The organism is Priestia veravalensis (assembly GCF_001457055.1).
GTDB classification, from domain to species: Bacteria; Bacillota; Bacilli; order Bacillales; family Bacillaceae_H; genus Priestia; species Priestia flexa.
The window spans coordinates 1-23,997 of the sequence record NZ_KQ758636.1; the positions used below are offsets into that span (position 1 = coordinate 1).

General features: G+C 40.7%; 22 protein-coding genes and 2 riboswitches. Of the genes, 6 read left to right on the top strand and 16 right to left on the bottom strand.

What is annotated here, in order from left to right; translation table 11 throughout:
• Positions 1 to 323 precede the first annotated feature (323 nt).
• Both AS180_RS06460 and katA read left to right on the top strand, forming a co-directional pair.
• Complete coding sequence (locus AS180_RS06460) at positions 324 to 617, top strand: WXG100 family type VII secretion target (protein ID WP_025909237.1); 294 nt, start codon at positions 324 to 326, stop codon at positions 615 to 617.
• A 188-nt stretch (positions 618 to 805) separates the two neighbouring features.
• The gene (gene katA / locus AS180_RS06465) at positions 806 to 2,266 is read left to right on the top strand and encodes a catalase KatA (protein WP_025909238.1); all 1,461 of its coding nucleotides are present in this window, start codon (positions 806 to 808) and stop codon (positions 2,264 to 2,266) included.
• 386 nt (positions 2,267 to 2,652) lie between these two features.
• Here the strand turns inward: katA and AS180_RS21560 are convergent, their stop codons facing one another.
• From AS180_RS21560 to AS180_RS06475, 3 genes are all read right to left on the bottom strand, one after another.
• Positions 2,653 to 2,787 carry a YjcZ family sporulation protein gene (locus AS180_RS21560; protein ID WP_076512530.1) on the bottom strand — a complete coding sequence of 45 codons (135 nt, stop codon included), beginning with the start codon at positions 2,785 to 2,787 and terminating at the stop codon, positions 2,653 to 2,655.
• A 174-nt stretch (positions 2,788 to 2,961) separates the two neighbouring features.
• Positions 2,962 to 3,897, bottom strand: a complete 936-nt coding sequence (locus AS180_RS06470; protein WP_025909239.1) for a nucleoside hydrolase — start codon at positions 3,895 to 3,897, stop codon at positions 2,962 to 2,964.
• Between the two features lie 45 nt (positions 3,898 to 3,942).
• A riboswitch (purine riboswitch) is annotated at positions 3,943 to 4,042 on the bottom strand.
• 68 nt (positions 4,043 to 4,110) lie between these two features.
• Positions 4,111 to 5,652: a histidine kinase N-terminal 7TM domain-containing diguanylate cyclase gene (locus AS180_RS06475; RefSeq protein WP_062686568.1), complete on the bottom strand. Its 1,542-nt coding sequence runs from the start codon at positions 5,650 to 5,652 to the stop codon at positions 4,111 to 4,113.
• Positions 5,653 to 5,894: 242 nt separating this feature from the next.
• A riboswitch (cyclic di-GMP riboswitch) is annotated at positions 5,895 to 5,981 on the top strand.
• A 26-nt stretch (positions 5,982 to 6,007) separates the two neighbouring features.
• Here AS180_RS06475 and sinI point away from each other — a divergent pair.
• The 4 genes from sinI (at position 6,008) to ftsZ (ending at position 7,962) form a co-directional block, all read left to right on the top strand.
• Entirely contained in the window at positions 6,008 to 6,139 is a 132-nt protein-coding gene (gene sinI / locus AS180_RS22345) for a DNA-binding anti-repressor SinI (RefSeq protein WP_139109160.1), read from the top strand.
• 141 nt (positions 6,140 to 6,280) lie between these two features.
• Positions 6,281 to 6,424, top strand: a complete 144-nt coding sequence (locus AS180_RS22350; protein ID WP_156413441.1) for a hypothetical protein — start codon at positions 6,281 to 6,283, stop codon at positions 6,422 to 6,424.
• Between the two features lie 127 nt (positions 6,425 to 6,551).
• Positions 6,552 to 6,806 (top strand): hypothetical protein, encoded by a 255-nt coding sequence (locus tag AS180_RS06480; RefSeq protein ID WP_062686569.1) that lies wholly within the window; start codon positions 6,552 to 6,554, stop codon positions 6,804 to 6,806.
• Positions 6,807 to 7,008: 202 nt separating this feature from the next.
• Positions 7,009 to 7,962, top strand: a complete 954-nt coding sequence (ftsZ, locus tag AS180_RS06485; protein ID WP_062686570.1) for a cell division protein FtsZ — start codon at positions 7,009 to 7,011, stop codon at positions 7,960 to 7,962.
• Positions 7,963 to 7,997: 35 nt separating this feature from the next.
• On the opposite strand, the gene AS180_RS06490 is transcribed toward ftsZ, so the two are convergent.
• The 13 genes from AS180_RS06490 to iolG all read right to left on the bottom strand — a co-directional run bounded on the left by AS180_RS06490 (position 7,998) and on the right by iolG (position 23,713).
• Positions 7,998 to 10,475 (bottom strand): GGDEF domain-containing phosphodiesterase, encoded by a 2,478-nt coding sequence (locus AS180_RS06490; RefSeq protein ID WP_226372936.1) that lies wholly within the window; start codon positions 10,473 to 10,475, stop codon positions 7,998 to 8,000.
• Positions 10,476 to 10,616: 141 nt separating this feature from the next.
• A complete protein-coding gene (locus tag AS180_RS06495; RefSeq protein WP_062686571.1) occupies positions 10,617 to 11,225 on the bottom strand; it encodes an ABC-2 transporter permease in 609 nt (202 codons plus the stop codon).
• Entirely contained in the window at positions 11,206 to 12,087 is an 882-nt protein-coding gene (locus AS180_RS06500; RefSeq protein ID WP_061785303.1) for an ABC transporter ATP-binding protein, read from the bottom strand. The genes AS180_RS06495 and AS180_RS06500 overlap by 20 nt, the downstream gene beginning before the upstream one ends.
• Positions 12,087 to 12,464, bottom strand: a complete 378-nt coding sequence (locus AS180_RS06505; protein ID WP_025909247.1) for a GntR family transcriptional regulator — start codon at positions 12,462 to 12,464, stop codon at positions 12,087 to 12,089. Before AS180_RS06505 ends, AS180_RS06500 begins: the two co-directional genes overlap by 1 nt.
• A gap of 150 nt (positions 12,465 to 12,614) precedes the next feature.
• Positions 12,615 to 12,758 (bottom strand): hypothetical protein, encoded by a 144-nt coding sequence (locus tag AS180_RS22355; protein WP_156413455.1) that lies wholly within the window; start codon positions 12,756 to 12,758, stop codon positions 12,615 to 12,617.
• Between the two features lie 121 nt (positions 12,759 to 12,879).
• A complete protein-coding gene (locus AS180_RS06510; protein WP_062686572.1) occupies positions 12,880 to 15,219 on the bottom strand; it encodes an immune inhibitor A domain-containing protein in 2,340 nt (779 codons plus the stop codon).
• 515 nt (positions 15,220 to 15,734) lie between these two features.
• Positions 15,735 to 16,256: a hypothetical protein gene (locus AS180_RS06515; RefSeq protein WP_062686573.1), complete on the bottom strand. Its 522-nt coding sequence runs from the start codon at positions 16,254 to 16,256 to the stop codon at positions 15,735 to 15,737.
• A gap of 107 nt (positions 16,257 to 16,363) precedes the next feature.
• Positions 16,364 to 17,155, bottom strand: a complete 792-nt coding sequence (locus tag AS180_RS06520; RefSeq protein WP_062686574.1) for a 5-deoxy-glucuronate isomerase — start codon at positions 17,153 to 17,155, stop codon at positions 16,364 to 16,366.
• 27 nt (positions 17,156 to 17,182) lie between these two features.
• Positions 17,183 to 18,079: a myo-inosose-2 dehydratase gene (iolE, locus tag AS180_RS06525; RefSeq protein WP_025909251.1), complete on the bottom strand. Its 897-nt coding sequence runs from the start codon at positions 18,077 to 18,079 to the stop codon at positions 17,183 to 17,185.
• Between the two features lie 36 nt (positions 18,080 to 18,115).
• The gene (iolD, locus tag AS180_RS06530; protein ID WP_025909252.1) at positions 18,116 to 20,050 is read right to left on the bottom strand and encodes a 3D-(3,5/4)-trihydroxycyclohexane-1,2-dione acylhydrolase (decyclizing); all 1,935 of its coding nucleotides are present in this window, start codon (positions 20,048 to 20,050) and stop codon (positions 18,116 to 18,118) included.
• A gap of 81 nt (positions 20,051 to 20,131) precedes the next feature.
• Complete coding sequence (locus AS180_RS06535; RefSeq protein WP_025909253.1) at positions 20,132 to 21,589, bottom strand: CoA-acylating methylmalonate-semialdehyde dehydrogenase; 1,458 nt, start codon at positions 21,587 to 21,589, stop codon at positions 20,132 to 20,134.
• Positions 21,590 to 21,610: 21 nt separating this feature from the next.
• Positions 21,611 to 22,621, bottom strand: a complete 1,011-nt coding sequence (iolC, locus tag AS180_RS06540) for a 5-dehydro-2-deoxygluconokinase (protein ID WP_025909254.1) — start codon at positions 22,619 to 22,621, stop codon at positions 21,611 to 21,613.
• A gap of 66 nt (positions 22,622 to 22,687) precedes the next feature.
• The gene (iolG, locus tag AS180_RS06545; RefSeq protein WP_025909255.1) at positions 22,688 to 23,713 is read right to left on the bottom strand and encodes an inositol 2-dehydrogenase; all 1,026 of its coding nucleotides are present in this window, start codon (positions 23,711 to 23,713) and stop codon (positions 22,688 to 22,690) included.
• Between the last annotated feature and the right edge of the window lie 284 nt (positions 23,714 to 23,997).

The window sequence follows — 23,997 nt, forward strand, 5'->3', positions numbered from 1 at the left end:
CTGAGATCCCGCAGTTTACGAGGAAGCTCAGGCCGAGCCCTGCGGAAAGCGAGCAAGCCGGAGTGAAAATCATGACCCGTTGCGTGCGTTCTCCCTTACTTCCTGCACACACTTCTTCCAATCTAAGAATCATTAGACCTACTTTACCGGTGGGAATAAAGACCAAAACACCCAGGTTTAATCGTTCTTTATAAGCATAAAAACTTCTATTATCTAGAACTATTGATTCGTTTTTGCTAATTTTTTCAAATTTCTTTTGACTGTTACTGGAATTTTTTTTTAAAATAGTAAATGAAAATACATATTAAAGGAGATGTTTTTCCATGTCAGGAATCATTCGCGTAACGCCTGCTGAACTTCGTGAAATGGCAGCTCGCTACAATAACGAAAGTGGTCAAGTACAAGATCTAGTAGGTCGCCTTGACACTATGAGAAACCAATTACAAGATATGTGGGAAGGTTCTTCTAGCCAAGCATTCATCGCTCAATACGAAGAATTAAAACCATCATTCGTTGAAATGTCAAACCTGCTTAACAAAATCGCTAAGCAACTTGACGACTCTGCGAACGTTCTTGAAGACACAGACAACCAAATCGCTAGCCAAATCCGTGGCTAATAAAAAAATGCTCTATCTTTTGATAGGGCGTTTTTTTTGTTAATGTTTTTCCCTCTTTGCCCATACCCATGAAAATAGGAAACACATTGCAAAATTTCAGTTATTTATAATTATTATAAAAAAATATTGATTTTTATCTGATATATGGTATTATCAAACTATCAACTAAAACTTTACGAGGTGATCTTATGACTGAAAATAACAAAAAATTGACGACTAGCTGGGGTGCTCCTGTTGGTGATAACCAAAACTCGATGACAGCGGGATACCGTGGCCCTACGTTAATTCAAGACGTTCATCTATTAGAAAAACTAGCTCACTTTAATCGCGAACGCGTACCAGAGCGTGTTGTTCATGCCAAAGGTGCTGGTGCACACGGTTATTTCGAAGTAACAAACGACGTTTCAGCTTATACAAAAGCAGACTTCTTATCTGAAGTTGGAAAACGTACACCCATGTTCATTCGCTTCTCAACAGTAGCTGGCGAAAGTGGCTCAGCTGACACGGTTCGTGACCCACGCGGCTTTGCAGTAAAGTTTTATACCGAAGAAGGAAACTACGACTTAGTTGGTAACAACACGCCGGTATTTTTCATCCGTGACGCAATTAAGTTCCCTGATTTTATTCATACCCAAAAAAGAGACCCACAAACGCATTTAAAAAATCCTAATGCAGTTTGGGACTTCTGGTCTTTATCACCTGAGTCTCTTCATCAAGTAACAATCCTTATGTCCGACCGCGGAATCCCTGCAACATTCCGTCACATGCATGGGTTCGGTAGCCATACATTTAAATGGGTAAATAAAGAAGGAGAAGCTGTTTGGGTGAAATATCACTTCAAGACAGAGCAAGGTGTGAAAAACTTGCCAACAGATCTTGCGGCAAAATTGGCTGGTGAAAATCCAGATTATCATACAGAAGATTTATTTAATGCGATTGAAAAAGGCGACTTCCCTGCTTGGAAGCTATATGTACAAATCATGCCTGTTGAAGATGCGGATACATACCGCTTCGATCCGTTCGACGTAACAAAAGTATGGTCTCAAAAAGACTATCCATTAATTGAAGTTGGTCGCATGGTGTTGAATCGCAACCCAGAAAATTATTTTGCAGAAGTTGAACAAGCAACGTTCTCACCTGGCGCATTCGTTCCTGGTATCGAGGCATCTCCAGATAAAATGCTTCAAGGGCGTCTATTTGCTTATGCAGATGCACATCGTTACCGCGTAGGTGTAAACCATAATCACCTGCCAATCAACCGTCCAAAATCAGACGTTCACCACTATCAGCGTGATGGACAAATGCGCTTTGATGGCAACGGTGGTGGATCAGTTTACTACGAGCCAAACAGCTATGGTGGTCCAACTGAAACGCCTGAGCATAAGCAAACAGCTTTCCCTGTTAGCGGCGTAGCAGAAAATGCACCGTATGACCATAATGACCACTACACGCAAGCTGGTGACTTGTACCGTTTAATGTCAACAGAAGAGCGTGAACGCTTAGTAAACAACATCGTAGAAGCGATGAAGCCCGTTGAAAAAGACGAAATTAAGCTTCGTCAAATCGCTCACTTCTACAAAGCTGACCCAGAATACGGCTTGGGCGTGGCAAAGGGCTTAGGGCTTGAAGTCCCTAACCTAAAAGCGTAAGCGACTGGTAGTTCATGAAAGGCATTAGAGCTTTTAACTTAAAAAAGTAAATAGGAAAATTCAGATTATCTATTCTCAACTATTATTTTCATTTCTCAATTAATCTATTTCTCTACTGCCCACGTCAAATTGGCGTGGGCAGTCATTTTCAGCTTTAGAAAGGATGAAAAAACAATGGCCAAACAGTGCCCTGTATGTATGACTGAAATCAAACAATTAAAACATACGTTATTATGCAGCTGCGGTGTACGATTAAAAAAGAAAAAAAACAGCTTATTCAAACAGGAAAAAAGCTAGCGGTGCGCTAGCTTCTTTAAGGCCTTTACAATAGGAGAATGAAGAGGAGCATACTCTTAACTGTTGAAGTACTAATCATTTACTTGCTATTAGCAATCGCCTTTGTATCCCCAACAAGCGCAACCGATAATAACTAATAGAATGAAAAGGACGATGATTAAAGCGAAGCCGCTTCCGCCGCCGTAACCACCACAACCGTAACCGCAGTTTCCGTAACCGTACATATTGTCTCACCTCCTCTTGTTGATACTCTCATCATATGTACCGATAAAAAAAATGCTCCTAAAAAATCCAAAGTAAACTTTTGCTTTTACACGAACATCTTTTAGGTTGATAGGCTTGTGCATATAAGAAAAAGCCCAAACCAGACGGCTTGGACTTCTCAATCTTGCATGTATTTATTGCTTTTTAGACAGCTCTGTTATGTAGTGGAAAAACGCTTCTGAATCAACGTCATACACGACATGAACCCGTCTTCCTCCTACTGTTTCATACGTTCTTCCTTGGCTTGGAACTTTCGTTTCTACCTCGCTGCAAACTGTTTTCATCTTCACAAGATCTGGCTTACCAACGGAAGCGGTTGTTAACACATCCCACAAATAGTACGTGGAATTGGTTTCAAAATGTTCAAGTGGTGGGCACGCAGCGTAGCACTGACCCACGAAATCCACTCCCGTATAGCGGCGAAGGGATGCCCAATAGTTGCGAACTGAAATCGTTAATGGTACTTGACTGGTACTTTCAAGAGCCACCATTTCAATCGTTAATCCGCTTTTCCACACGCGAGCTACAGCTTCAGGATCCCAAAATGCATTCCACTCCGCCGTTCCATCGTGCTCAGGCTCTTGAACGTTTCCTACTTCTTGGAATGTTCCGCCCATCCACACTAACTTTTCAATTTTCTCTTCAATATCAGGTGCTTCATCAAGCGCTCTGGAAAGGTCTGTCAGTGGGCCTGTAAATAGGAGCGTTGTTTTTTCTTGTTCTGCGCGCACTTTTTCAATTAAATGACGATGAGCAGGCTGATTGCTGACCGGCGCTTTCATTTGACCTGACTCATTTAAAATCGGAAGCGCGTCAACAAAAAACGTATGCATGCGCCATTCTTTTGGAAATGGATACATTCCTCTTGACGTCGAACGCGCGACTTCAACTCGCTGGTTGCTGAAGCGATCGATGATTTTTCTACTTGCGCTAATACCAGGCTCGAGATAGCCGTCCGCTGGGATAACCGATACACCCGTTAGCTCCACATCATCCATTTGGAGCAGTAAAAATAAAGATACTAAATCATCAATTCCTGCATCATGGTTAAAATATACTTTCTTTTTCATCGCTTTTTCATCCCCCTAGGTACACTAAAAACTGCGAAAAATATGCTAAAGAAGCATATTTTTCGCAGTAAGAAATTTGTGGTTTCTATGTATTGCCCTTAAACCATATCATTAAGGATATACGAAAAATAATTTTTTTTTGTGTGTAATTGTTCGTATTTAAAGTCTATTTTACCTTAAAAATTCACCTAAAACAACCTTTTATAATTAGAATCAAACCTCCACACGATTTCGACCGTTTCGTTTTGCAGTGTATAGCGCTTGATCTGCCTTGCGCACAAATTCATCTAACGTACACGCTGCGTTTCCTAGTTGTATATCAAGAGCAGCAACACCAAAACTTGCCGTTACACGAATTTTCACTCCATCAGCTTCAACGGCTGTGTTCTGAATAGCTTCCCTAAGTTGAGCTGCTAGGCTATGAGCCTCATAAAGAGCAGTTGCTGGAAGGTAAACAATAAACTCTTCTCCTCCGTAGCGTCCAATGATATCGGCTGGTCGTACGTTTTTCTGAACAACTTCACTGATTTTTCTTAACACGGCGTCTCCCATTTCATGCCCGTACGTATCATTGACTGTTTTGAAGTAGTCAATGTCAAACATAATAATTCCGGCTACCCCGCCGCGTTTCATGAGCGATATGAACATTTCTTCTGCTTGTCGAACAAAGAACGTTCGATTATACACTCCTGTTAAACCATCGATGCTTGCAAGCTTGCGAAGATCTTCCTGCATATTGACTCGTTCTGTTACATCACTGAACGTAATCATTTGGCCTACGTATACTTGACTCGTGTTGTATACTTCAGAAAATCGAACGTGAAAATGCTGAATGACTCCAGCTTCGTGACGATAATCACATTCTTTCCTTTCTTGAATAATAGTTACTAGTGCTTTATTTTCTTTCACAATGGATAGGATATGTTCACCAACCATTCTGTGATGCAGCATGGGAATAACTTGACGAACGGCGTTATTAAAGTCTACCACTATGCCCTTTTGATTTAGCACAATGACGCCTTCTTGCATCGTTTCAAAGACCGTATCACGAGCGATGGGCACCACATTAAACGACCGGAACATGAAGATGGACAGCCCGTGAAACAAGCAGGTTAACCCAATGGAAACAGGGACTAAATCAATTCCATATGGGCTGAGCTTATTTAAGTAAAAGTAGCTAGCAATAATCGGCGTTAATAAACCAGATACCATTAATAGAATCTGCATTTGAAATTGAAAAACTGATTTCCGAAGCTCCATCAATAGCACAATGATACTCAGCATAATGCAGACAAACAAATAAAATGAATGGAGGTAATGAAACGGACCTGCTACTAAATCAGCCACGGGAAATGGCGTATCGTTTCGAAACCCTATTTTTTTATAGTACATATCGTGCCAATTATTTGTATTGTGGGTGAAAATTGTAATAATTGGAACAGTAAATAGAAGATAATAAAAAGCTGGATAAATCTTTTTCCCAACGTAGTTAAAGCACATTAATACGATGAATGCTGGGATAAATGGCAGAGGAAGATACTCTACGCTTAGCCAAAACTTAACTTCTTCAATCGATGTACTCATCATTTCAAACATGTATCCAAAAGCAAAAACAGAGGACAGAAAGGTTAATATGACATAGTGCTTAACCCGAGGACTGTCTCGAATTTTAAACGCACCGTATAAACTTAAAGATAAACTAAGGACACCCGAACTTCCAACAATCACTACATATTTGAGTAGTTCACTATGCATGAGCCACGACTCCATTTTCATTAAGGTTAGCGTACGCTACATTATTATATAGCAGCGCGTTTCTATTAGACTATATATTTTCGTTCATCTAGCCTATTTGTCCTCCATAAAACTCAATTACTTCACATTTAATAAGTATATATTCATATAAATCCGATAATTTTTTAAAGATAAACAACACTTTTCGACATCTTTTTCATTTTGTTTAGCATATACTTTTAATACTACTAAAAATAATTCTCTTCAGAAAAAGGCAAATCTTTCGAAAGAAAGCGACGCAAAGCTACAGATCTAAGGTGCAACGGCACTATGATGGCTGAGCTCCCTGGGATGGGTCGAGGGGGATATTAAAGTAATGAAAAATCAAATAACAGTAAAAGCAGAAGAAGATGTACAAGAATGGATTTCACTCATGCAGCACGCAAAAGATCTCGGTCTCACCATTGAAGAAATACAGCATTTTTTACTTCAGAACGAAACTACATAAACAGTCCTCAAGCTGAAATAAGGCACCGTAAGAGACTGAGACATAAGTAGTTCAGTCCTTACCATACCTGAACGATTGAGAGTTTCTCACTTTTAATCGTTCAGGTTTTTTGTTGATTGTGAAAACAATGTTGGAAACAGGGTGGAATGGAGCGTAGGACACTCGACTCCTGCGGGAAAGAGAGGGAAAACGGAGATCCCGCAGCGCAGCGAGGAAGCTCAGGTTCCTCCCCGCGGAAAGCGAGTGGCCGTAGCGCAATGGAATGAACGTGTTGAGACAAACTAAAGAGTTGGGAACAGCTAGTGTTCGTCTTTTAGAAGCAATCATTTTGTTATGTCCCAAACTCTTTTTCGTGCTTGCTTTTCTTGTATACTAGTAATAGGTAAAAACTAGAAAGGATTGTGAAGAAACATTGAATATAGCATCGTTTATCATAATCGCTGCCCTAGTCGTCTACATTTTTACACTACATTCAAAAATACGGGCGCTTGAAAAGCAGATTAAAACAACACCGCTTACGGAAAACCAACAAGAAGCGCTCGCAATAAAAGTCTCAGCCATGCTTGAAAAAGGGTATACAAATGTAGAAGTTATAAAAGCCGTTCGACAAGATACAGGATGGGGCTTACTTCAAGCAAAACAGTACGTTGATACGTTCAAAAGATGACCAAAATCGAGTTCTTTGGTCATCTTTTTTGCGATTTGATAACGTTTTTCGTCAAATACAGACAGATAACCTTAATTAATGGTACAATGGCGATAAAACAGTGAATTTAACATCATTATGTCAACGGCGATAAAGATGATGATTATTTAAACAATCACTTACCTTTTTTGAACAATCGAATGAGAGAAAGTAGGCTGAACATATGATTGATTTTGATACAGGATCTCCACTAGTGAAAATTAAAGTAGTTGGTGTGGGAGGCGGTGGAAACAATACCGTTAACCGCATGATTGAACACAGCGTGCAAGGCGTTGAATTTATGGCTGTAAACACCGACGCTCAGGCTCTTAATCTATCAAAAGCAGAAAAACGCATGCAAATTGGTGCTGCCTTAACGCGTGGACTGGGTGCGGGTGCAAACCCTGAAGTCGGACGCGCTGCTGCTGAAGAGAGCAAAGAGGAAATTCAAGACGCCCTTCAAGGTGCGGACATGGTGTTTGTAACAGCAGGTATGGGCGGCGGAACAGGGACAGGTGCTGCACCTGTTGTTGCGGAGATGGCTCGTGAGCTCGGTGCGCTAACAATTGGTGTCGTAACAAAGCCGTTTCGTTTTGAAGGAACAAAACGTACTCGTCAAGCAACAGGCGGTGTTGACGAAATGATGAACGCAGTTGATACGCTAATTGTCATTCCAAATGACCGCTTATTAGAAATTGGTGATAAGCGCACGACAATGCTGGATGCTTTCCGCGAAGCTGATAACGTACTGCGTCAAGGGATTCAAGGGATTTCCGACTTGATTTCTATCCCAGGCTTCATTAACCTTGATTTTGCTGATGTAAAAACCATTATGTCAGACCAAGGCTACGCGCTGATGGGAATTGGGATTGCAAGCGGTCCTGAACGCGCTGCTGAGGCGGCGAAAAAAGCAATTTCTAGTCCACTGTTAGATCGTTCAATTGACGGTGCACAAGGAATTCTAATGAATATTACAAGCGGCTCTAACCTCAGTTTATTTGAAGTACAGGAAGCTGCAGATATCGTAACGTCTGCTTCTGACCAAGAATTGAACATGATTTTCGGTTCTGTTATTAATGAAGATCTTCAAGATAAAGTAATGGTAACCGTTATCGCAACTGGCTTTTCAGAAAGCTAACAAAAAAAACACTTGGATGATCCAAGTGTTTTTATTTATACAACAGGTTCCAAATATTTCGCCTTTAAATAAATAATAGCCTGCTCAATACACACGGGCTTGCTAAAAATATAGCCTTGAATAAACGGACAGTCATTCTCCTCTAAGAACGAAAGCTGCGCACGCGTTTCCACACCTTCAGCAATCACCTTCATATTCAACCCCCGTGCTAAGTAAAGAAGGCTCTTTGTAATGGTTTGATGTTTTTCGTTTTCAACAACGGACTGAATAAACGTTTTATCGATTTTCAACACGTCAAAATCAAGCTTTTGCAAGTGAGACAGTGAACTAAATCCTGTTCCAAAATCATCTAAAGCGAACGTCACGCCCTGCTTTTTTAAAACGGTCATCATCTTTTTTACCTGCTCTTCATGATGAATGATGGAGTTTTCCGTAATCTCAAGTTCAATAAGCGATGAATCGATGTCATAGCGTTCTAAAAGCTCCATGACAAATTCAACAAAGTTAGGTTTTAATAAGCGTTTTGACGATAAATTAACCGACATAGGAACGACTGTTAATCCTAACTGCTTCCACTCTTGCAGCTGTTGACATACTCTCTCTAGTACCCAATCTCCAATTTTCACAATTAAATTAGACTCTTCTGCTAGAGGAATAAATTCTCCTGGTGATACAAATCCCCATTCAGGATGATCCCAGCGAATTAACGCTTCAAAGCTATCAAGCTCTCTCGTTTGCGTATTGATCTTCGGCTGATAATGAAGAAAAAACTCATTTTGTTCAATCGCATTTCGCAGCCCTTTTTCTAAATGAAAACTTTTGTACGTTCGGCTATCCATATGAGGTGAATAAAGCTGCCAGTCATTTTTTCCAAGCTCTTTTGCTCGATATAAAGCAAGACTTGCATTTTTCAACAGCGTTTTTGCGTCTTTTCCGTCATGCGGATAAATTGTAATCCCCATGCTGGTGGTTGTGTGAAGATGAAATTCATCAATTTCAACTTCTCTTTCTACTTGTTCAAAAAGCGATTTGGCAATTTGCGTACATTCTTCTAAACGGTCTAATGACTCAAAAAATATCGCAAATTCATCGCCGCCCACTCGTGATAAAGACCCTTTACCTTGTACCGTTTTCTCCAGACGATGCGCTAACTTTTGCAGCATGAGATCACCGATATCATGACCTAAAGTATCGTTTAAATATTTAAAGCGGTCAAGGCCGAGATAAAAAACAGCAATGAACGAATGATTCTTTTTAACGCGTGCAATTGCATTAGTTAAATCTCGTTCAAACTTACGGCGGTTTGGCAAATTCGTTAGATAATCGTAATTTGCTAGATATTCAATTTCATCCGTATAGCGCTTTTGCTCCGTAACGTCTTCTACAATTCCGTCGAGACGAATGACTTTTCCTGAATCATCTAAAACTGGAATCACTTGATCTTTTAGCCATTTAGTAATTCCTTTCTTTGTCACGATGCGATAATAGTGACAAATTGGCTCACCGCCCATCAGCTTTACTTGTTCTGCCTCTACTTTTTCAAGGTCATCTGGATGAACACACTCTTTCCACAATGAGCGACTTTGAATAAATTTCATTGCCGCTTCCTCATAGATATTTGCCACTCCGTCGGAACAAAACGTCACTTTGTTTGTGCGAACATCCGCTGACCATATCCCAACATCTAAGCTGTTATAAACCATGGAAAACTGACGCTCAACTTGCTTAAGCTGCTTTTTTATTTGATGTATTTCAGTTACATCAAACACGACGCCAAGAAGCTGCACAACTTGATTTTTCTCATCTATAACAGGATCTGCTTGTTCAAATACGATGCGTGAATGACCGCTGGGCTGAACTAAACGATATTTAATACTGTAGCTATCTCCCTTTTCAATGGCACGCTTTATAGTTTGATTCACTCGCTGCCGATCACCAGGGTGCACAAACGTCAGCACTTCATCGTATGAAGGAATAAAATCTGATGTTTCTTCCATACCAAAAATGACGTACATCTGTCGGGACCAGTACGATTCATTTTCCAATACGTCATAATACCAACTTCCAATATTCGCTAGCTTTTGCTCCATATTCAATTGGGTTTGAAGCGTCATTACATTCAGCTGTTCTTCCGACTTCTTTTTACAGATGGCATACACTGCCTGTAGCTGTCCCTCAATAAGAATAGGAACATAGCTCAGCATCACTCTAGTACTCTTTCCAAACTTTGTTTTTAGAATGGTAGTAAACCGAACGACTTCACCTTTCAGCGCTTCTGTAAAATACTTTTGATGATCTAACCCGTACTCTACAAGTTGAAAAAAAGAGAATTGATCTTGCACTTCAGTACATACAAAAGCCCAAGCCTGCTTGTTATAAAAAAGCAAATCACCTTTTTCATCGAGCAAAAAAATAGCGTGTGAACTGGCTTCTATGAGTGCTGTATTAAAAGTATGAACACTCATCGCATCTTGTGTAGTAGATGCGATGTGATTAAAAAATGAGTCATGCATCTGGTTCTCTTTTCTCCTCGCTCTATCAGTCTTATCTTTAATTGTAAAGGTTCAGTTTGATTTTGCAAGCCTATCCTTACAAAACTGTCATTATTTTCTTAAGGATAATATTTTCATTGAGCTCTGGAAAAGAATAACCGTTTAACGTGTTTTTTGTTTATAGATAAAAATTGACGTTAGCCACGATAAAAGATAGAGAAGTAAAGCAGGTAAAAAAACAAGCATATAAAGGTTTGAGACCTCTAAAGACATGATTGTGCGTGCCGTGTTAATTACCCGCTCCTGCACGTTATGCACAAAGGTATTAGCAATGATCATATAGATAACGAACAGCCCAATAAAAGCTATTCCTAAATACTTACTGTGAAAAATATACGAAACCGGAAAGGCAATGGAAACAAAAGTTAAAACAACGCTGATACTAAACACTAATTGCGCCCACTGCATCCTTTCGCTGTGAATAATCCAGTTTGAAGCAGCGATAACAAAAAGCGTAATGACTGCAAACAGGAGCGCACCGAGGTATTTAGCGGTTACAAGCTCTTTGCGTGTATATGGAAGTGAATTTAGTAAAAGGTGCACAGCCGATTTCTCATCTTCTGAAAAAGCATTCATGATGAGTGCAATGCTAAAGATAATACCTATCCAAGTAGTCGACGTATCAAGCAGCAAGTATATAAACAAAATCGGTAGTAGAATGAAAAATACATTTCTTTGCAATAAAAAGTCTTTACGAATAAGCTGTAGCATGTTCACGCTCCCCCTTTTTTGTATAGAACATAATGTCCTCAAGCGTCGGCTTTTCAATGAGCACCTCTGCACCAAAGATATCGTGTACTCGGTCCTTTTTATTGGTCAGCGCTTCAAACCCATGATTAGATGTTTGAATGGCTAGAAATTCTTTTTTCGTGTCACGATCTAGTAAATCAACTGTCCCTTTTACGAGGGCATATTCTTCAAAAATTTGATGGTGCTCTTTTGTAAACATATGCTGTCCGTTATGGATAAAGGTAATGTAGTCTGCGATTTTATCTAAGTCTGTGGTGATATGCGTCGAGAAGAAGATCGTTTTCTCATGATTGAGCATGAGCTCCTGTAGAATCTCTAATAGCTCTCTTCGAAAAATGGGATCTAAGCCAGATGTTGGCTCATCCATCACAATTAAATCCGCGTGATGAGACAATGCCATCGTTAACGAAGCCTTCATCAGCATCCCTTTTGAAAACGTTTTGATTTTTTTACGTAAAGGGAGTTCAAATCGTTCAACATACTGTGTAAACAACGTATCATCCCAGTTTCTGTACATCGGCTTAATAATACGTTGAAGGTCTCGTAGCGTAATGTTTTCGTAGTACATATTTTCATCACATACAAATCCAATCCGTTGCTTGATCTCTTTCTCGTGCTGAGTGTAGTTTAAGCCAAATACAGAGACGCTCCCGCTATCAGGCTGTAAGAGATTCATAATTATTTTAATAACCGTTGATTTCCCTACTCCGTTTCCACCGATTAATCCCGTCACAAAACCTTTTTTTACTGACAGAGATACATCCTTTAGTTGAAATCCGCTAAACGACTTGGTCACATTGTTCAGTTCAATCACGCTACTCATTACCTTTCCTCCTCATACAAAATGATTAAAAGCTCCTGGAGCTCCTGCAAGCTAACTCCAATTTCTTTGCTGTTTTGAATGGCTGCTACTAATTGTTCTTCGATGACTCTTCGCTTTCGCTCACGAATCATCTCGTGATTTTGTTCTGAAATGAATGAACCTTTCCCTACAATTGAAAAGATAAACCCGTCTTTTTCAAGCTCTTCATAAGCTCGTTTGGTTGTAATGACGCTAATACCTAAATCCTTAGCAAGCTGACGCATCGAAGGTAACGAAGCTCCTGGTTTTAATTCATCCGCTAAGACCTGCTTTTGAATTTGATGGTAAATCTGTTCATATATAGGCTCTTTTGACTGATTTGAAATCACAATATGCATATTCATACCTCTTTTAAATAATGTATATATACTTTATATACATTATTTACACATTGTGTTCCTTATTTCAATATTTCCCATAGAAAAAAGAGTTTGGGACATAACAAAATGATTGCTTCTAAGAGACGAACACTAGCTGTTTCCATCTCTTTAGTTTGTCTCAATACGTTCGTTCCATTGCGCTACGGCCACTCGCTTTCCGCGGGGAGGAACCTGAGCTTCCTCGCTGCGCTGCGGGATCTCAGTTTTCCCTCTCTTTCCCGCAGGAGTCGAGTGTCCTACGCTCCATTCCACCCTGTTTCCAACATTGTTTTCACAATCAACAAAAAACCTGAACGATTAAAAGTGAGAAACTCTCAATCGTTCAGGTTTATCATTGGCTGAATTACTTATGTCCCAGCCTCTTTCTGCCTTCTTATTTATGAATCCAAACTGCTCCAGCTGAATTATCATTTGCTTCGCCAATCACATCGATTTTTAAACCGTATTTTGGAAGAATGCGGCCGGCATCTTTAATGCGATCATCGATATAAGAACGACGGTCGTTAAAGCTTGTCACCCCTTTTGCTTCTTTGGAAGAAATTGTTCCCCATGTTGAATGCGTATATGTCCATGGAAGCGTTGAATCAAATGAGAACGCAGCGTCTGCGATTTGATAACGAGTTGAGTTTGCCGTTGTGCTAATTCCGTTTCCGTTAAAGTATAGAACTTTTTTCGGATGTGAATCAACAACGCCTAAGAAACCTTCACCAGGGTGCTCTCCAACCCAGTTATCTAAGTAGCTATCGTCAGCGTACCATAACAGCATTCCCGTATTGTACTTCGCTCCGCGTGCAAATTGCAGCGCCTTGTCACTTCCAGCGTAGTTTCTCCACTCAACGTAGTAGTAGTTATCCTTGTACATTAAGCCGTCCGTTTGCTCAAATCCATCTAGCGTAAACGTTGGTTGACCTTCAGCATCATCTGTAAATACAACGTTACCATCCACTACAAGCGATGCGTTATCCAGCCCAAACCCTTCAAGTGCTAATCCGCCGTCCGTTACGTATTCAAACTGAAGCTTGATTTTCTTGCCTTTAAACTGACTTAAATCATAGCTTACATCTACCCATTTTCCATTTGTTGTTTCGGCAGAGTTATCAGCATTATTTGCTTTATCACCAATTGTATCTAAAAGAACTTTAGAGCCATCTGGGAGAATAGCATTTACATATAGGTAATCATATTCTGCTTCCACTTCATAGTTTGCTTTAAAGTTAAATGAAGCTTTTGTTGCACTTGTTAAATCTACCTCTTTTGTCGTCATTGCTGTGCGCAGGTCGTCACCTTTTTGACTGTAATAAAACTTCTTACCGAAGTCTGTTTTCATCCCTTGCACGGCTTTTTGAGGAAGGTTAATCTTCACAATGCCTGGGTTTTTAGATTTCGTTACGCTTTGGTCAATGATGCTTACAGCGCCCGTCTTTTTAATATCTTTTAAATCCATTTCTTTAATGTTTGCCCAGTTTCCTCCCATTACCTTTTGGAAGAACTCTTTGTTTTGTGGTGAAAAGCTTGTTGGCTCTGTTCCAGCAATTTCTCCAGCCCAGCTTCCGCCACTCATAATAGACCAAACACCAACCGGCTCACCTTGACCTGTATATTGCGTATCATACTCATCTGGAAGACCTAAGTCATGACCGTATTCATGAGCGAAAACCCCAACAGCTCCGTCTTCCGGCTGAATTGTGTAATCATATGCGGACACATCAGAACCAGGTACTTTATAAGGCTGTCCTAACGTCCAGCGGTGTGACCAAATTGCATCATCGCCTAACTTACCTCCACCTGCTTCTTGACCTGTACCAGCGTGGATAATCATTAAGTGATCCACTAATCCGTCCGGCTCGTTTAAGTTGCCGTCACCATCTAAATCATATTGATCAAATTGATCAAATTCTTTTAAATCAATACCGCTTTTAACAGCTTCTTGAAGTGCTTCTTTTACAAGGTCACGAGGGCCTTTGGGTCCGCGATTGTCATTTCCACCGTTTGGATTATCAGCACCGTAATCTGCCGCGTTACCTTTAACGGTTAACCATTCAGAAACCGTACCATCTATTGTATAGCTTCCACCTGATTGCTCTTCGTAATATTGTTTAAATGTTTTAACTTTTTTACCGTTAAACAGCTTGAATTCTTTATCTCCAAACATTAACTTTTCATAATGCTTCCGGTTAAAATCATCAGCATACATATAACCAGGCTCTTGAACCACGTTATTATGTTTAAAGTCTGCATATTCAACTAACAGTACAAGCACTTTATCTGTACGAACATTTCCATTGTATTTTGCTTCTTTAGCTGGCTTAACTTTCACGCCATTTCCGCTTCCTTTTGTTACAGCGTTCATGTTAACGTTCTTTGCTTCCTTTACTTTCTTTTCATTTTTAGCACGGGCTTGTTTTGCTTTTACATCAATTTTATTTGGCTTTTGCCCTTTCACACTTTCTTTATGGCTGTCTTTCTTCTCTATGTATGCATTAACAGCCTTCTTTACCTCTTGAGATGTTGCCTTTTTTGAAATGACCCCTTGCTGCTGCAAAGCTTTCCCTAATCGTTCTTCTGGAACAATATTCATATCCAGCGGTGGACTTTCAAGCTGATCAGCTGTTTTCGCTGATGCACTCGTCGCATTAAACAGAGGAAGTCCTCCACCGATTGCAACGGTTGTTGCTAGCAACGAGGTTCCTAGTACTTTTTTCCATGTAACCAAAGATAATACCCCCTTCTAAAATATCACACTATTAGCAAAATTTATTTTAATCTGAAGTTTCTTGTCGGTCAATAGGTTTTGCTTTTGTAATAAAGCATTACATACCGCTAAAATCCTACATACTCCTCTATTTAGATCGTCTCACAATTCGACATTATAGGCTAAAAAGAGGATAAAAAATGTAAAAAAAACTGTAAATATATAACTATAGGAATAATATGTAATCTTATATACCTATCGGCTGTTTTGTTATGGGTATATATTACTATTTTCAAAATTTTCGTATTTCGTAGCGTTCTATAAAGAAAGAAGCTAAGACACAGCTAAATGATTCCTTTTCAAAGACGAAGCATGACTTTTCTACAATAACAAGTTCGTTCCATTACGCTGCAGACACTAGGTCTCTAAAATTGATTTCAAATCAACAAAAAATCCGAACTATAAAAGAGTCCTTAACTCTTAATAGTTCGGATAGATCATTAACTGAAATACTTATGTCCCAACCTCTTTTTGGTTTATTGATATCGATTTGGTTGACTCGGTACGGTTTCCGGCTGAGGAGCTGGATATTTTTCAAGTTCAGGATTTGCCTTAGTTGCAACTTCTTCACCAGCTTGCTTTACTTTATCACCAATGTCTTGCAGGTCTTCTTGTACACCTTGCGCAGACTCTACTAGTTGAGAAGACTCTTCTTTAATTGACTGTACGGGACCATTTAGTTCATTGTTCACTTTCTCATATAAACTTTTAAGATCTGACGTTACTTCTTTAATAACACCTGAAGCTACTTTAATACGATGTTGCCAATCATCTTTTACTTCAGATGGGTTCTCTCGTAGGCGCGTGACAAAACCTGTTGTCGAATTCTTAGCACACTGTGCACTGTTTATGACCTTTGTTCGCGTGCGTTTATCAACAAGCGCTACCACCCCTCCAACCGCTGCTCCTACCGCAATGCCTGTTAAAAGCTTATTTCCCTTTTGAGAAGGGTCTTGTCCTTGGACCGCTTGTGTTTCATGAGTCGTTGCCTGCTTCATCTTATCCACTCTCCCTTTGTGATTAAAATAGTTGTTAGTGTAGATATTCCCCTTTTCTTTCCTCCTAAACTGTGAAAAAACGCCCAACTTTTGTTAGGCGCTTTTCACTACTCTTTCTCTGGCCAAATTTTTGCTCCTGGCTCAAGTAACCATTCGTGATCTCTTTCCATAATGCGCGCATTCCACGGATTATCATCAAGGTGACGAATCATCCAGCAAAAGTACATAGCATACCCTGGAGCCGTCGCTTGAGGATGATCTAGCTCTCCCGGGATGGTGATAAAGCTGTTGTGCACAACGCGATGAGCATCTTCTCCAACCATTGCACAGCCAAATCCTTGAGGCTTATTAAAGCGATAGTAATATACTTCAGGCTGGTCGTGATGATGCGGAGGATAGCTGGACCATCTGCCTGGATAGGAAATCACTTCACCAATGACCATGTTCGAATAAGGGGCGTTCTCGTAATCAAAAATAGTTCGGATCACGCGCTGAGCTGTTCCGTCCCATACACCTTCTCCTGCTACTTCACTTTGGCAATCCGAAGGCATATAAAGTTTAGAAGGAAAATTGCGATCATTGTCTGTTTTTTGAACAAGGACTTCGCTTTTTCCAAGCGACGTAATCTTTACTTCATTATTGCTAGCAACGTGAAGACACCATGGATCTTCTTCAAACACGCTTTCACGCTCTATCTCCTGGACGTTGCCATCCCACTCGATGCGAACTTTTCCTTCTAATAAAAGTACTGCCGTTTCTTTTTCGGAATCTCGCAATACTTGCTCCGCACCCTCTCTTAAATTATAAATCCCAATATCAAGCATCATATCTTCGTGCTTGCTTGCCATATTCGTTAATTCATTGTACCCTTCTTTTAATTGTCCAAGCTTTTCAAACATTTCTTTCAGCTCCTTACGTTACCTACTTTATAGTCCACTTTTTTCTCTAATAAATTGACGTGCTTTTAGCGCGTATTCAAACGGATTAGCAACAGCAGGGTCCTGTTCGGCTTCGACTACAAACCATCCGGTATAATCAGAATCAGCAAGCTGTTCAAAGATTGGTTCAAAGTTGATGCTACCGTCTCCTGGCACGGTAAATACTCCTTGCCGAACCGCTTGTAAAAAGCTCCATTTCTTCGCTTTCACAGCTTCGACTACGTCCCGTCGCACATCTTTCAAATGCACATGCTTAATGCGCGGTAAATACTTCTTTAAAATATACAAAGGATTTTCACCTGAAAACACTAGATGTCCCGTATCAAACAAAAGGTGAACCAACTCTGGATCGGTCATCTCCATCAGTCGATCAATCTCAGACGTCGTTTGAACACCCGTTCCCATATGATGGTGATACACGATATGCATATCCTTTTCTTTGGCAAGCATCCCTAAGTGATTTAGGCCTAGAGCAAGTCGCTGCCACTCATCTTCTGTAAACTGCGGCTTTTCATCAAAAAGCGGAGTATCCATAAGCCCTTGAATGCTGCGTCCTTGCTCTGACACAACAATCACGCTTGCACCCATCGCGTGTAAAAAGTCGCGGTGATTAATAAAAGCACTCACCGTTTCCTCCAGTGGCTTTGTCGTTAAATATGTGCTAAACCAAGCGCTTGCAATCTCTAATCTGCGATGAGACAGCGCTTTTTTTAAAACCTTCACATCACGTGGATACTTATTGCCAACTTCGCTTCCTTTAAAACCAGCAAGCGCCATCTCGCTAATACACTGTTCAAACGTATTTTCTCCACCAAGCTCCGGCATATCATCGTTCGTCCATGCAATTGGCGCGATGCCAAGCTTAATTACACCTTCTTTAAACATAGCTCCTTCTCCCCTTCAAGCTCTTATTCAATCGTATTAATACAATCTTGCTTTTGTTAGATGCGCTTTTTTCTCTTCAAACGCTTCTTGCGTTTTTCCATTTTCAGATACTTCAGCAACCCCAACATGCCACCATGAGTCGTATCCACTTGTCATGGTCTTCGGCAGCACCTTAATATCAATGAGCGTAGACACATCTTGTTTCTTCGCATCTTCAAGCGCAAATCTAAGCTCTTCTAAAGTCTGTGCTTCGTACGTTTTCACTCCGTATCCAGCTGCGCTTTGTGCAAAGTTAATTCGGAGAATCTCACCATCTAACTTGTTAGACTGTTCGTTTCTGTAGCGAAACTCCGTACCAAAGCTACCCATTCCGTTGCCCATCTGCAAGTTATTAATACAGCCAAACCCTGAATTGTCAAACAATAAAACGTTAATTTTCTTTTTCTCCTGCAAGCTTGTCACTAGCTCTGAATGAAGCATTTGATAGCTTCCGTCTCCAACCATCGCGTATACTTCTTTATCTGGCTCAGCTAACTTAGCGCCAAATGCTCCGGCGATTTCATAACCCATGCATGAATAGCCGTACTCCATGTGATACGTATTGGGCGTGCGAGACGTCCACATCCGCTGAAGATCACCCGGCAAGCTTCCTGCTGCGCCTACGATAATCGCATCTTCATCAAGTAGATGGTTCACTTGACCAATGACGCTTGTTTGCGTTAATGATGTTCCGAGCGCTTCTTTATACTCAGAAAGTACATCATCAAGCTGTCCGCTTACTTCTGGTACAAATGCTCCCTCTTCGTAACGCACGTGATGCAAGCGTTCAAGCTCTGCTTGCCACTTCCGTTTAGCCTCAGCAATCTCCGTTCCGTAACCTGATTGATATCCGCTCTGTGTCAATTCAGCTGTTAGCGTTCGAAGCGCTTCTTTTGCATCAGCCACCACCTTTACGGCATCCAATTTATTGGCATGAAATTCAGAAATATTTAAGGTTAAAAACTCAACGGCTGGGTGCTGAAACAATTCTTTTGACCCCGTCGTAAAATCGGTGAACCTCGTCCCAATTCCAATGACTAGGTCTGCTTCACGAGCAATTGAGTTCGCAGCGAGATTACCGGTTACACCTACTCCGCCTAGGTTATAAAAGAAATCGCTTTCAACAGCACTTTTACCAGCTTGTGTTTCACCAAAAGGAATATGGAATGCTTCTGAAAAAGCTTTTAATTCAGCTGCTGCTTCCGAATAGCGAACACCGCCGCCGCAAATAATAATAGGCTTTTTCTTGCTTTGAATAAGCCGAACGGCATCTCTCACACTCTCTCGCGTAGGCAAACGTCTTTCCATTCGATGCACGCGCTTTTTAAAGAAGTAGCTAGGAAAATCAAAGGCTTCTCCTTGTACATCTTGCGGCAGCGAAATTGTCACCGCTCCCGTATCAGCAGGATTGGTCAATACGCGCATAGCATTGATCATTGCCGTCATGAGCTGTTCCGGTCGATTAACTCGGTCCCAATACTTACTCACCGCTCGAAAGGCATCGTTTGTTGAAATGGATAAGTCATGAGTTTGTTCAATTTGTTGAAGAACAGGATCAGGCTGACGAGTAGCAAACACATCACCTGGAAGCAATAAAATAGGAATGTTATTAGCTGAAGCAGTAGCGGCTGTTGTTACCATATTGGCAGAACCAGGTCCTACTGAAGAAGTGCACGCCATGATTTGTTTTCTGTGCTTTTGTTTTGCAAATGCCATCGCAGCATTTGCCATACCTTGTTCGTTTCTTCCTTGATAGACCTCCAATTCTCCTGCATCTTGTTCAAGAGCTTGCCCAAGCCCCACCACGTTACCATGGCCGAAGATTGTAAAGATTCCTTTGATAAACTTTGTTTCGTTTCCATCAACTTCTACGTACTGGTGATTTAAAAACTTTACAAGCGCTTGTGCCGTTGTCATTCTTTCCGTTGTCATTTCTTTTTCCCCTTTCATAAAAAAGGGAAGTCTTCAGAACAAGCTGCTCCTACTACTTCCCTCTCCTTTTTTGTTTACAACTTACCAGCGAGCCGTTACCATTTTCTTTCTTGTATAGAACTCTACACCGTCTGTTCCATTCGCATGCAAATCACCATAGAATGAGTCCTTCCATCCTGAAAATGGGAAGAATGCCATTGGAGCTGGAACACCTACGTTTACCCCTAACATACCCGATTCAATTTTTTCACGAAACTCACGAACGCTTGAACCGCTGTCTGTATAGATGCACGCACCGTTTGCAAAGCGTGAGGCATTCGCAATATCAATGGCTTCGCCAAGGTCATTAACTCGAATAATAGATAGCACCGGAGCAAAGATTTCATCTTGCCAAATTTTCATTTCTTGCGTAACGTTATCAAAAATGGTGGGGCCAACGAAATATCCGTTCCCTTGAACCTCAGCATCACTACGGCCATCACGAACAAGCTTAGCACCTTGCTCAACGCCTGATTCAATATAGCCAAGCGTGCGTTCTTTATGCCCTTCACGAATAACTGGACCTAAGAAAACATTTTCTTCAAGACCATTTCCAATCACAATACGATTTGCTTCTTCTACCAATCGAGTGATAAGTTCATCCGCTACGTCTTCTTGCACCGTAACAACAGATGCAGCCATACAGCGCTCACCAGCAGAGCCAAATGCAGCCCCTACAATTTGCTTTGTCGCTACGTCTAAATCAGCATCGTTTAACACGATTGAGTGATTTTTTGCACCGGCTAAAGCCTGAACTCTTTTTAGATTTTCCGTTCCTTTTTTATACACGTATTCCGCTACTGGCTGTGAACCAACAAACGAAATTGCTTTCACGTGCTTATGTTCCAATAGTCCATTTACGACATCATGAGCACCGTTTACGATATTTAGCACACCTTTTGGCAAACCAGCTTCTTCAAATAACTCTACTAAGCGCGCTGCTAACAGCGGTGTACGCTCAGATGGCTTCAACACAAACGTATTTCCACAAGCGATGGCTAATGGGAACATCCAGCATGGCACCATCATCGGGAAGTTAAACGGCGTAATTCCACCAATGACGCCGATTGGATAGCGGTACATCCCCGATTCAATTCCCGTTGCGATATCAGGCAGCTGTTTGCCCATCATAAGCGTCGGTGCACCTGCAGCGAACTCAACGCACTCAATTCCACGCTGAACTTCACCGTATGCTTCGTTATAAGACTTACCGTTTTCAAGCGTTACAAGCTTTGCTAGCTCATCCCAATGATCAACAAGAAGCTGCTGGTACTTAAACAAAATGCGCGCACGCTTTGGAACAGCTACTTGTGACCAAGTTTGAAACGCTTCATTTGCGGTTTCTACTGCGTGATCTACATCTTCTTTTGTCGATAATGGAACATTAGCAATCACTTCGCCTGTTGCAGGATTGTAAACAGGCTCCGTTTTCGAAGTAGAAGCTTCTACCCATTGTCCACCAATATAATTTTTAACGTCTTTGACGGCTGTTTGTGTCATCGTGAAATCTCCCCTTTGTTATTAATAAGTTTCCTGTAAAATTTCTTCTGCTGAGCTCATAAACTCTTTAATTTCGGCAACGGTTGGCATCGCATCAGAACAGCTATGACGTGAGATAACAATCGAGGCTGATGCACTTCCAAACCTCATGGCTTCTTTTACACTCATCCCGGTCATCACGCCGTAAATAAAAGCTGATGCATATGAATCGCCAGCACCAAAAGTTTTCAGTACCTTTGTTTTAAAAATGCCGCCGCGATAGGAGTTGCCATCTTTCGTATAGGCGATTGATCCTTCACCACCGTGCTTGATAATCACGATTTTGGCATTATAAGAAAACCATCTATTTGCCGTTACCTCATCACTAGAAGCTTCTAAGTTTAATAGCTTTTCCATCATGTCAAATTCTTCACGCGTACCGATAATCACATCGCATTTCTCTGCGGCCAAATTATAGTAAGTTGACGTTTCTTCTTCTGAAGCCCACGTATACGGACGATAATCGATATCAAAAAACACTACTACTTCATGTTTTCGTGCATATTCTAACGCTAAAAAAACAGCTTCACGAGATGGACTTTGTGCGAGTGCTGTACCAGAAATTAAAAGTGCTTTTGATTGCTTGATATAGCCTTCTGATACGTTGTGGACATCAAGCTTTAAATCTGCAACATTGTCACGATACATCAATATGCTACAATCCGTCGGGCTTTTAATTTCTGTAAAAGCTAATCCTGTTACCGCACCTGTGCGATCAATTGCAACATGATCCGTATCGATATTGGTTTCTGTGAGATAAGATGTAATAAAACGCCCCATTTGATCATCGGAAACTTTACCGATGAATCCTGTGTTCAAACCAAGGCGAGATACACCAATTGCAATGTTCGCTGGAGAGCCTCCAACGTATTTCGTAAACGTCTTTGTTTCTTCCATCGGACGCTGCGTTTCATTGGCATTTAAATCGATACACAATCGTCCTAGGGCAATAAAATCAAGGGGACGGTCTTGCTTAAATTGTAGTTTGTTCATTATCTATCCTCCTGCTTTTTATCAATCGAGTTAAGCACTTACTCATTTTGCATGATAAAACGTAATTCATCCATTAGTTACGTATGATTCTTCTAGACGTACAGGTCTTCCTGATAACAGTGATTCTTTTGCTGCTTTCGCAATTCGTTCTGCTTGAAACCCATCATTTCCGCTGCAAGTTACAGGTTGGTCTGTTAAGCACGCTGTCGCGAATTCTTTTACTTCTTCAACGTAAGCTTGCGTATAGCGCTCTAAGAAGAAGTATAATGGTTTTTCTTTTACCACATGTTCACTTGTTGATACCTGAACCGTTGTTGGAATGCAGTTATCAGCTGTCGCTACACCTTTATTTCCAAAAACTTCGAGGCGTTGATCATAGCCGTATACCGCTTGTCGGCTGTTATCAATGACACCAAGCGCTCCGTTTTCAAACTTTAGCGTTACAATCGCCGTGTCAATGTCTCCTGCTTCTCCGATTGCCGGATCCACTAGTACCGTTCCCTGAGCTGAAACCTCAACGACTTCGCTATCCATTATGTAGCGAGCCATATCAAAATCATGAATCATCATATCCATAAATAAGCCGCCAGATGCTCTCACATAATCGATGCTTGGAGGCTGTGGATCACGAGACGTTATCTTTAAGACGTGAGGCTGACCAATTTCGTTCGTTTGTACAAGTTCTCGTACCTTTTTAAAGTTTGGATCAAAGCGGCGATTAAACCCTACTTGAAGCTTCACTCCAGCTGCTTCTACCGCTTTTAACGCATCATGTGTTTCTTCAACAGAGAAGCTGACCGGCTTTTCACAAAAAATATGTTTTTTAGCTTGAGCAGCTTCTTTAATAATAGCTGCGTGCGTATTGGTTGGTGAACAAATAAACACTGCATCAATTTCACCATCATTTAAGAGGTCGCTATAGTTTGTTGTTAACACATCAATTTCGTTTGTTGTAGCCCAGTCATGCAGATGATCTACCACCACGTCTGAAACCGCTTTAATTTTAATTTGTGGAATTAACTTTAGATTGTCAACATGAAGCTTTCCAATTCTTCCTGCTCCTATTACCCCAACCGTTAAAACATTACTCATTGTTTTAAATCCTCCCATCCATACTGTTGATTCTAGTACGCATTGCTTAATTTGCAATTAAGTTAAGCGCTTTCTTAATTTCTATTATACACACATTCTATAAAACCTCAATATTTTTTTAATTTTTACATAATTTATTTTAAAGAAAAATTGAATTCTCTTTATCTAACCTTATTATATAGACATTTATTCTTCCTTCACCAACAATAAACAGGGTTTTAAAGAGTCTAAAAACCCCATAAATTTAATTGACTTTTCAGAAATGTAACCGTATACTTCTATTA

Coding starts and splice junctions, on each gene's coding strand:
- AS180_RS06460 (WP_025909237.1), top strand. CDS start 324: ATGTCAGGAATCATTCGCGTAACGCCTGCTGAACTTCGTGAAATGGCA.
- katA (WP_025909238.1), top strand. CDS start 806: ATGACTGAAAATAACAAAAAATTGACGACTAGCTGGGGTGCTCCTGTT.
- AS180_RS21560 (WP_076512530.1), bottom strand. CDS start 2,787: ATGTACGGTTACGGAAACTGCGGTTACGGTTGTGGTGGTTACGGCGGC.
- AS180_RS06470 (WP_025909239.1), bottom strand. CDS start 3,897: ATGAAAAAGAAAGTATATTTTAACCATGATGCAGGAATTGATGATTTA.
- AS180_RS06475 (WP_062686568.1), bottom strand. CDS start 5,652: ATGCATAGTGAACTACTCAAATATGTAGTGATTGTTGGAAGTTCGGGT.
- sinI (WP_139109160.1), top strand. CDS start 6,008: ATGAAAAATCAAATAACAGTAAAAGCAGAAGAAGATGTACAAGAATGG.
- ftsZ (WP_062686570.1), top strand. CDS start 7,009: ATGATTGATTTTGATACAGGATCTCCACTAGTGAAAATTAAAGTAGTT.
- AS180_RS06490 (WP_226372936.1), bottom strand. CDS start 10,475: ATGCATGACTCATTTTTTAATCACATCGCATCTACTACACAAGATGCG.
- AS180_RS06495 (WP_062686571.1), bottom strand. CDS start 11,225: ATGCTACAGCTTATTCGTAAAGACTTTTTATTGCAAAGAAATGTATTT.
- AS180_RS06500 (WP_061785303.1), bottom strand. CDS start 12,087: ATGAGTAGCGTGATTGAACTGAACAATGTGACCAAGTCGTTTAGCGGA.
- AS180_RS06505 (WP_025909247.1), bottom strand. CDS start 12,464: ATGCATATTGTGATTTCAAATCAGTCAAAAGAGCCTATATATGAACAG.
- AS180_RS06515 (WP_062686573.1), bottom strand. CDS start 16,256: ATGAAGCAGGCAACGACTCATGAAACACAAGCGGTCCAAGGACAAGAC.
- AS180_RS06520 (WP_062686574.1), bottom strand. CDS start 17,155: ATGTTTGAAAAGCTTGGACAATTAAAAGAAGGGTACAATGAATTAACG.
- iolE (WP_025909251.1), bottom strand. CDS start 18,079: ATGTTTAAAGAAGGTGTAATTAAGCTTGGCATCGCGCCAATTGCATGG.
- iolD (WP_025909252.1), bottom strand. CDS start 20,050: ATGACAACGGAAAGAATGACAACGGCACAAGCGCTTGTAAAGTTTTTA.
- AS180_RS06535 (WP_025909253.1), bottom strand. CDS start 21,589: ATGACACAAACAGCCGTCAAAGACGTTAAAAATTATATTGGTGGACAA.
- iolC (WP_025909254.1), bottom strand. CDS start 22,621: ATGAACAAACTACAATTTAAGCAAGACCGTCCCCTTGATTTTATTGCC.
- iolG (WP_025909255.1), bottom strand. CDS start 23,713: ATGAGTAATGTTTTAACGGTTGGGGTAATAGGAGCAGGAAGAATTGGA.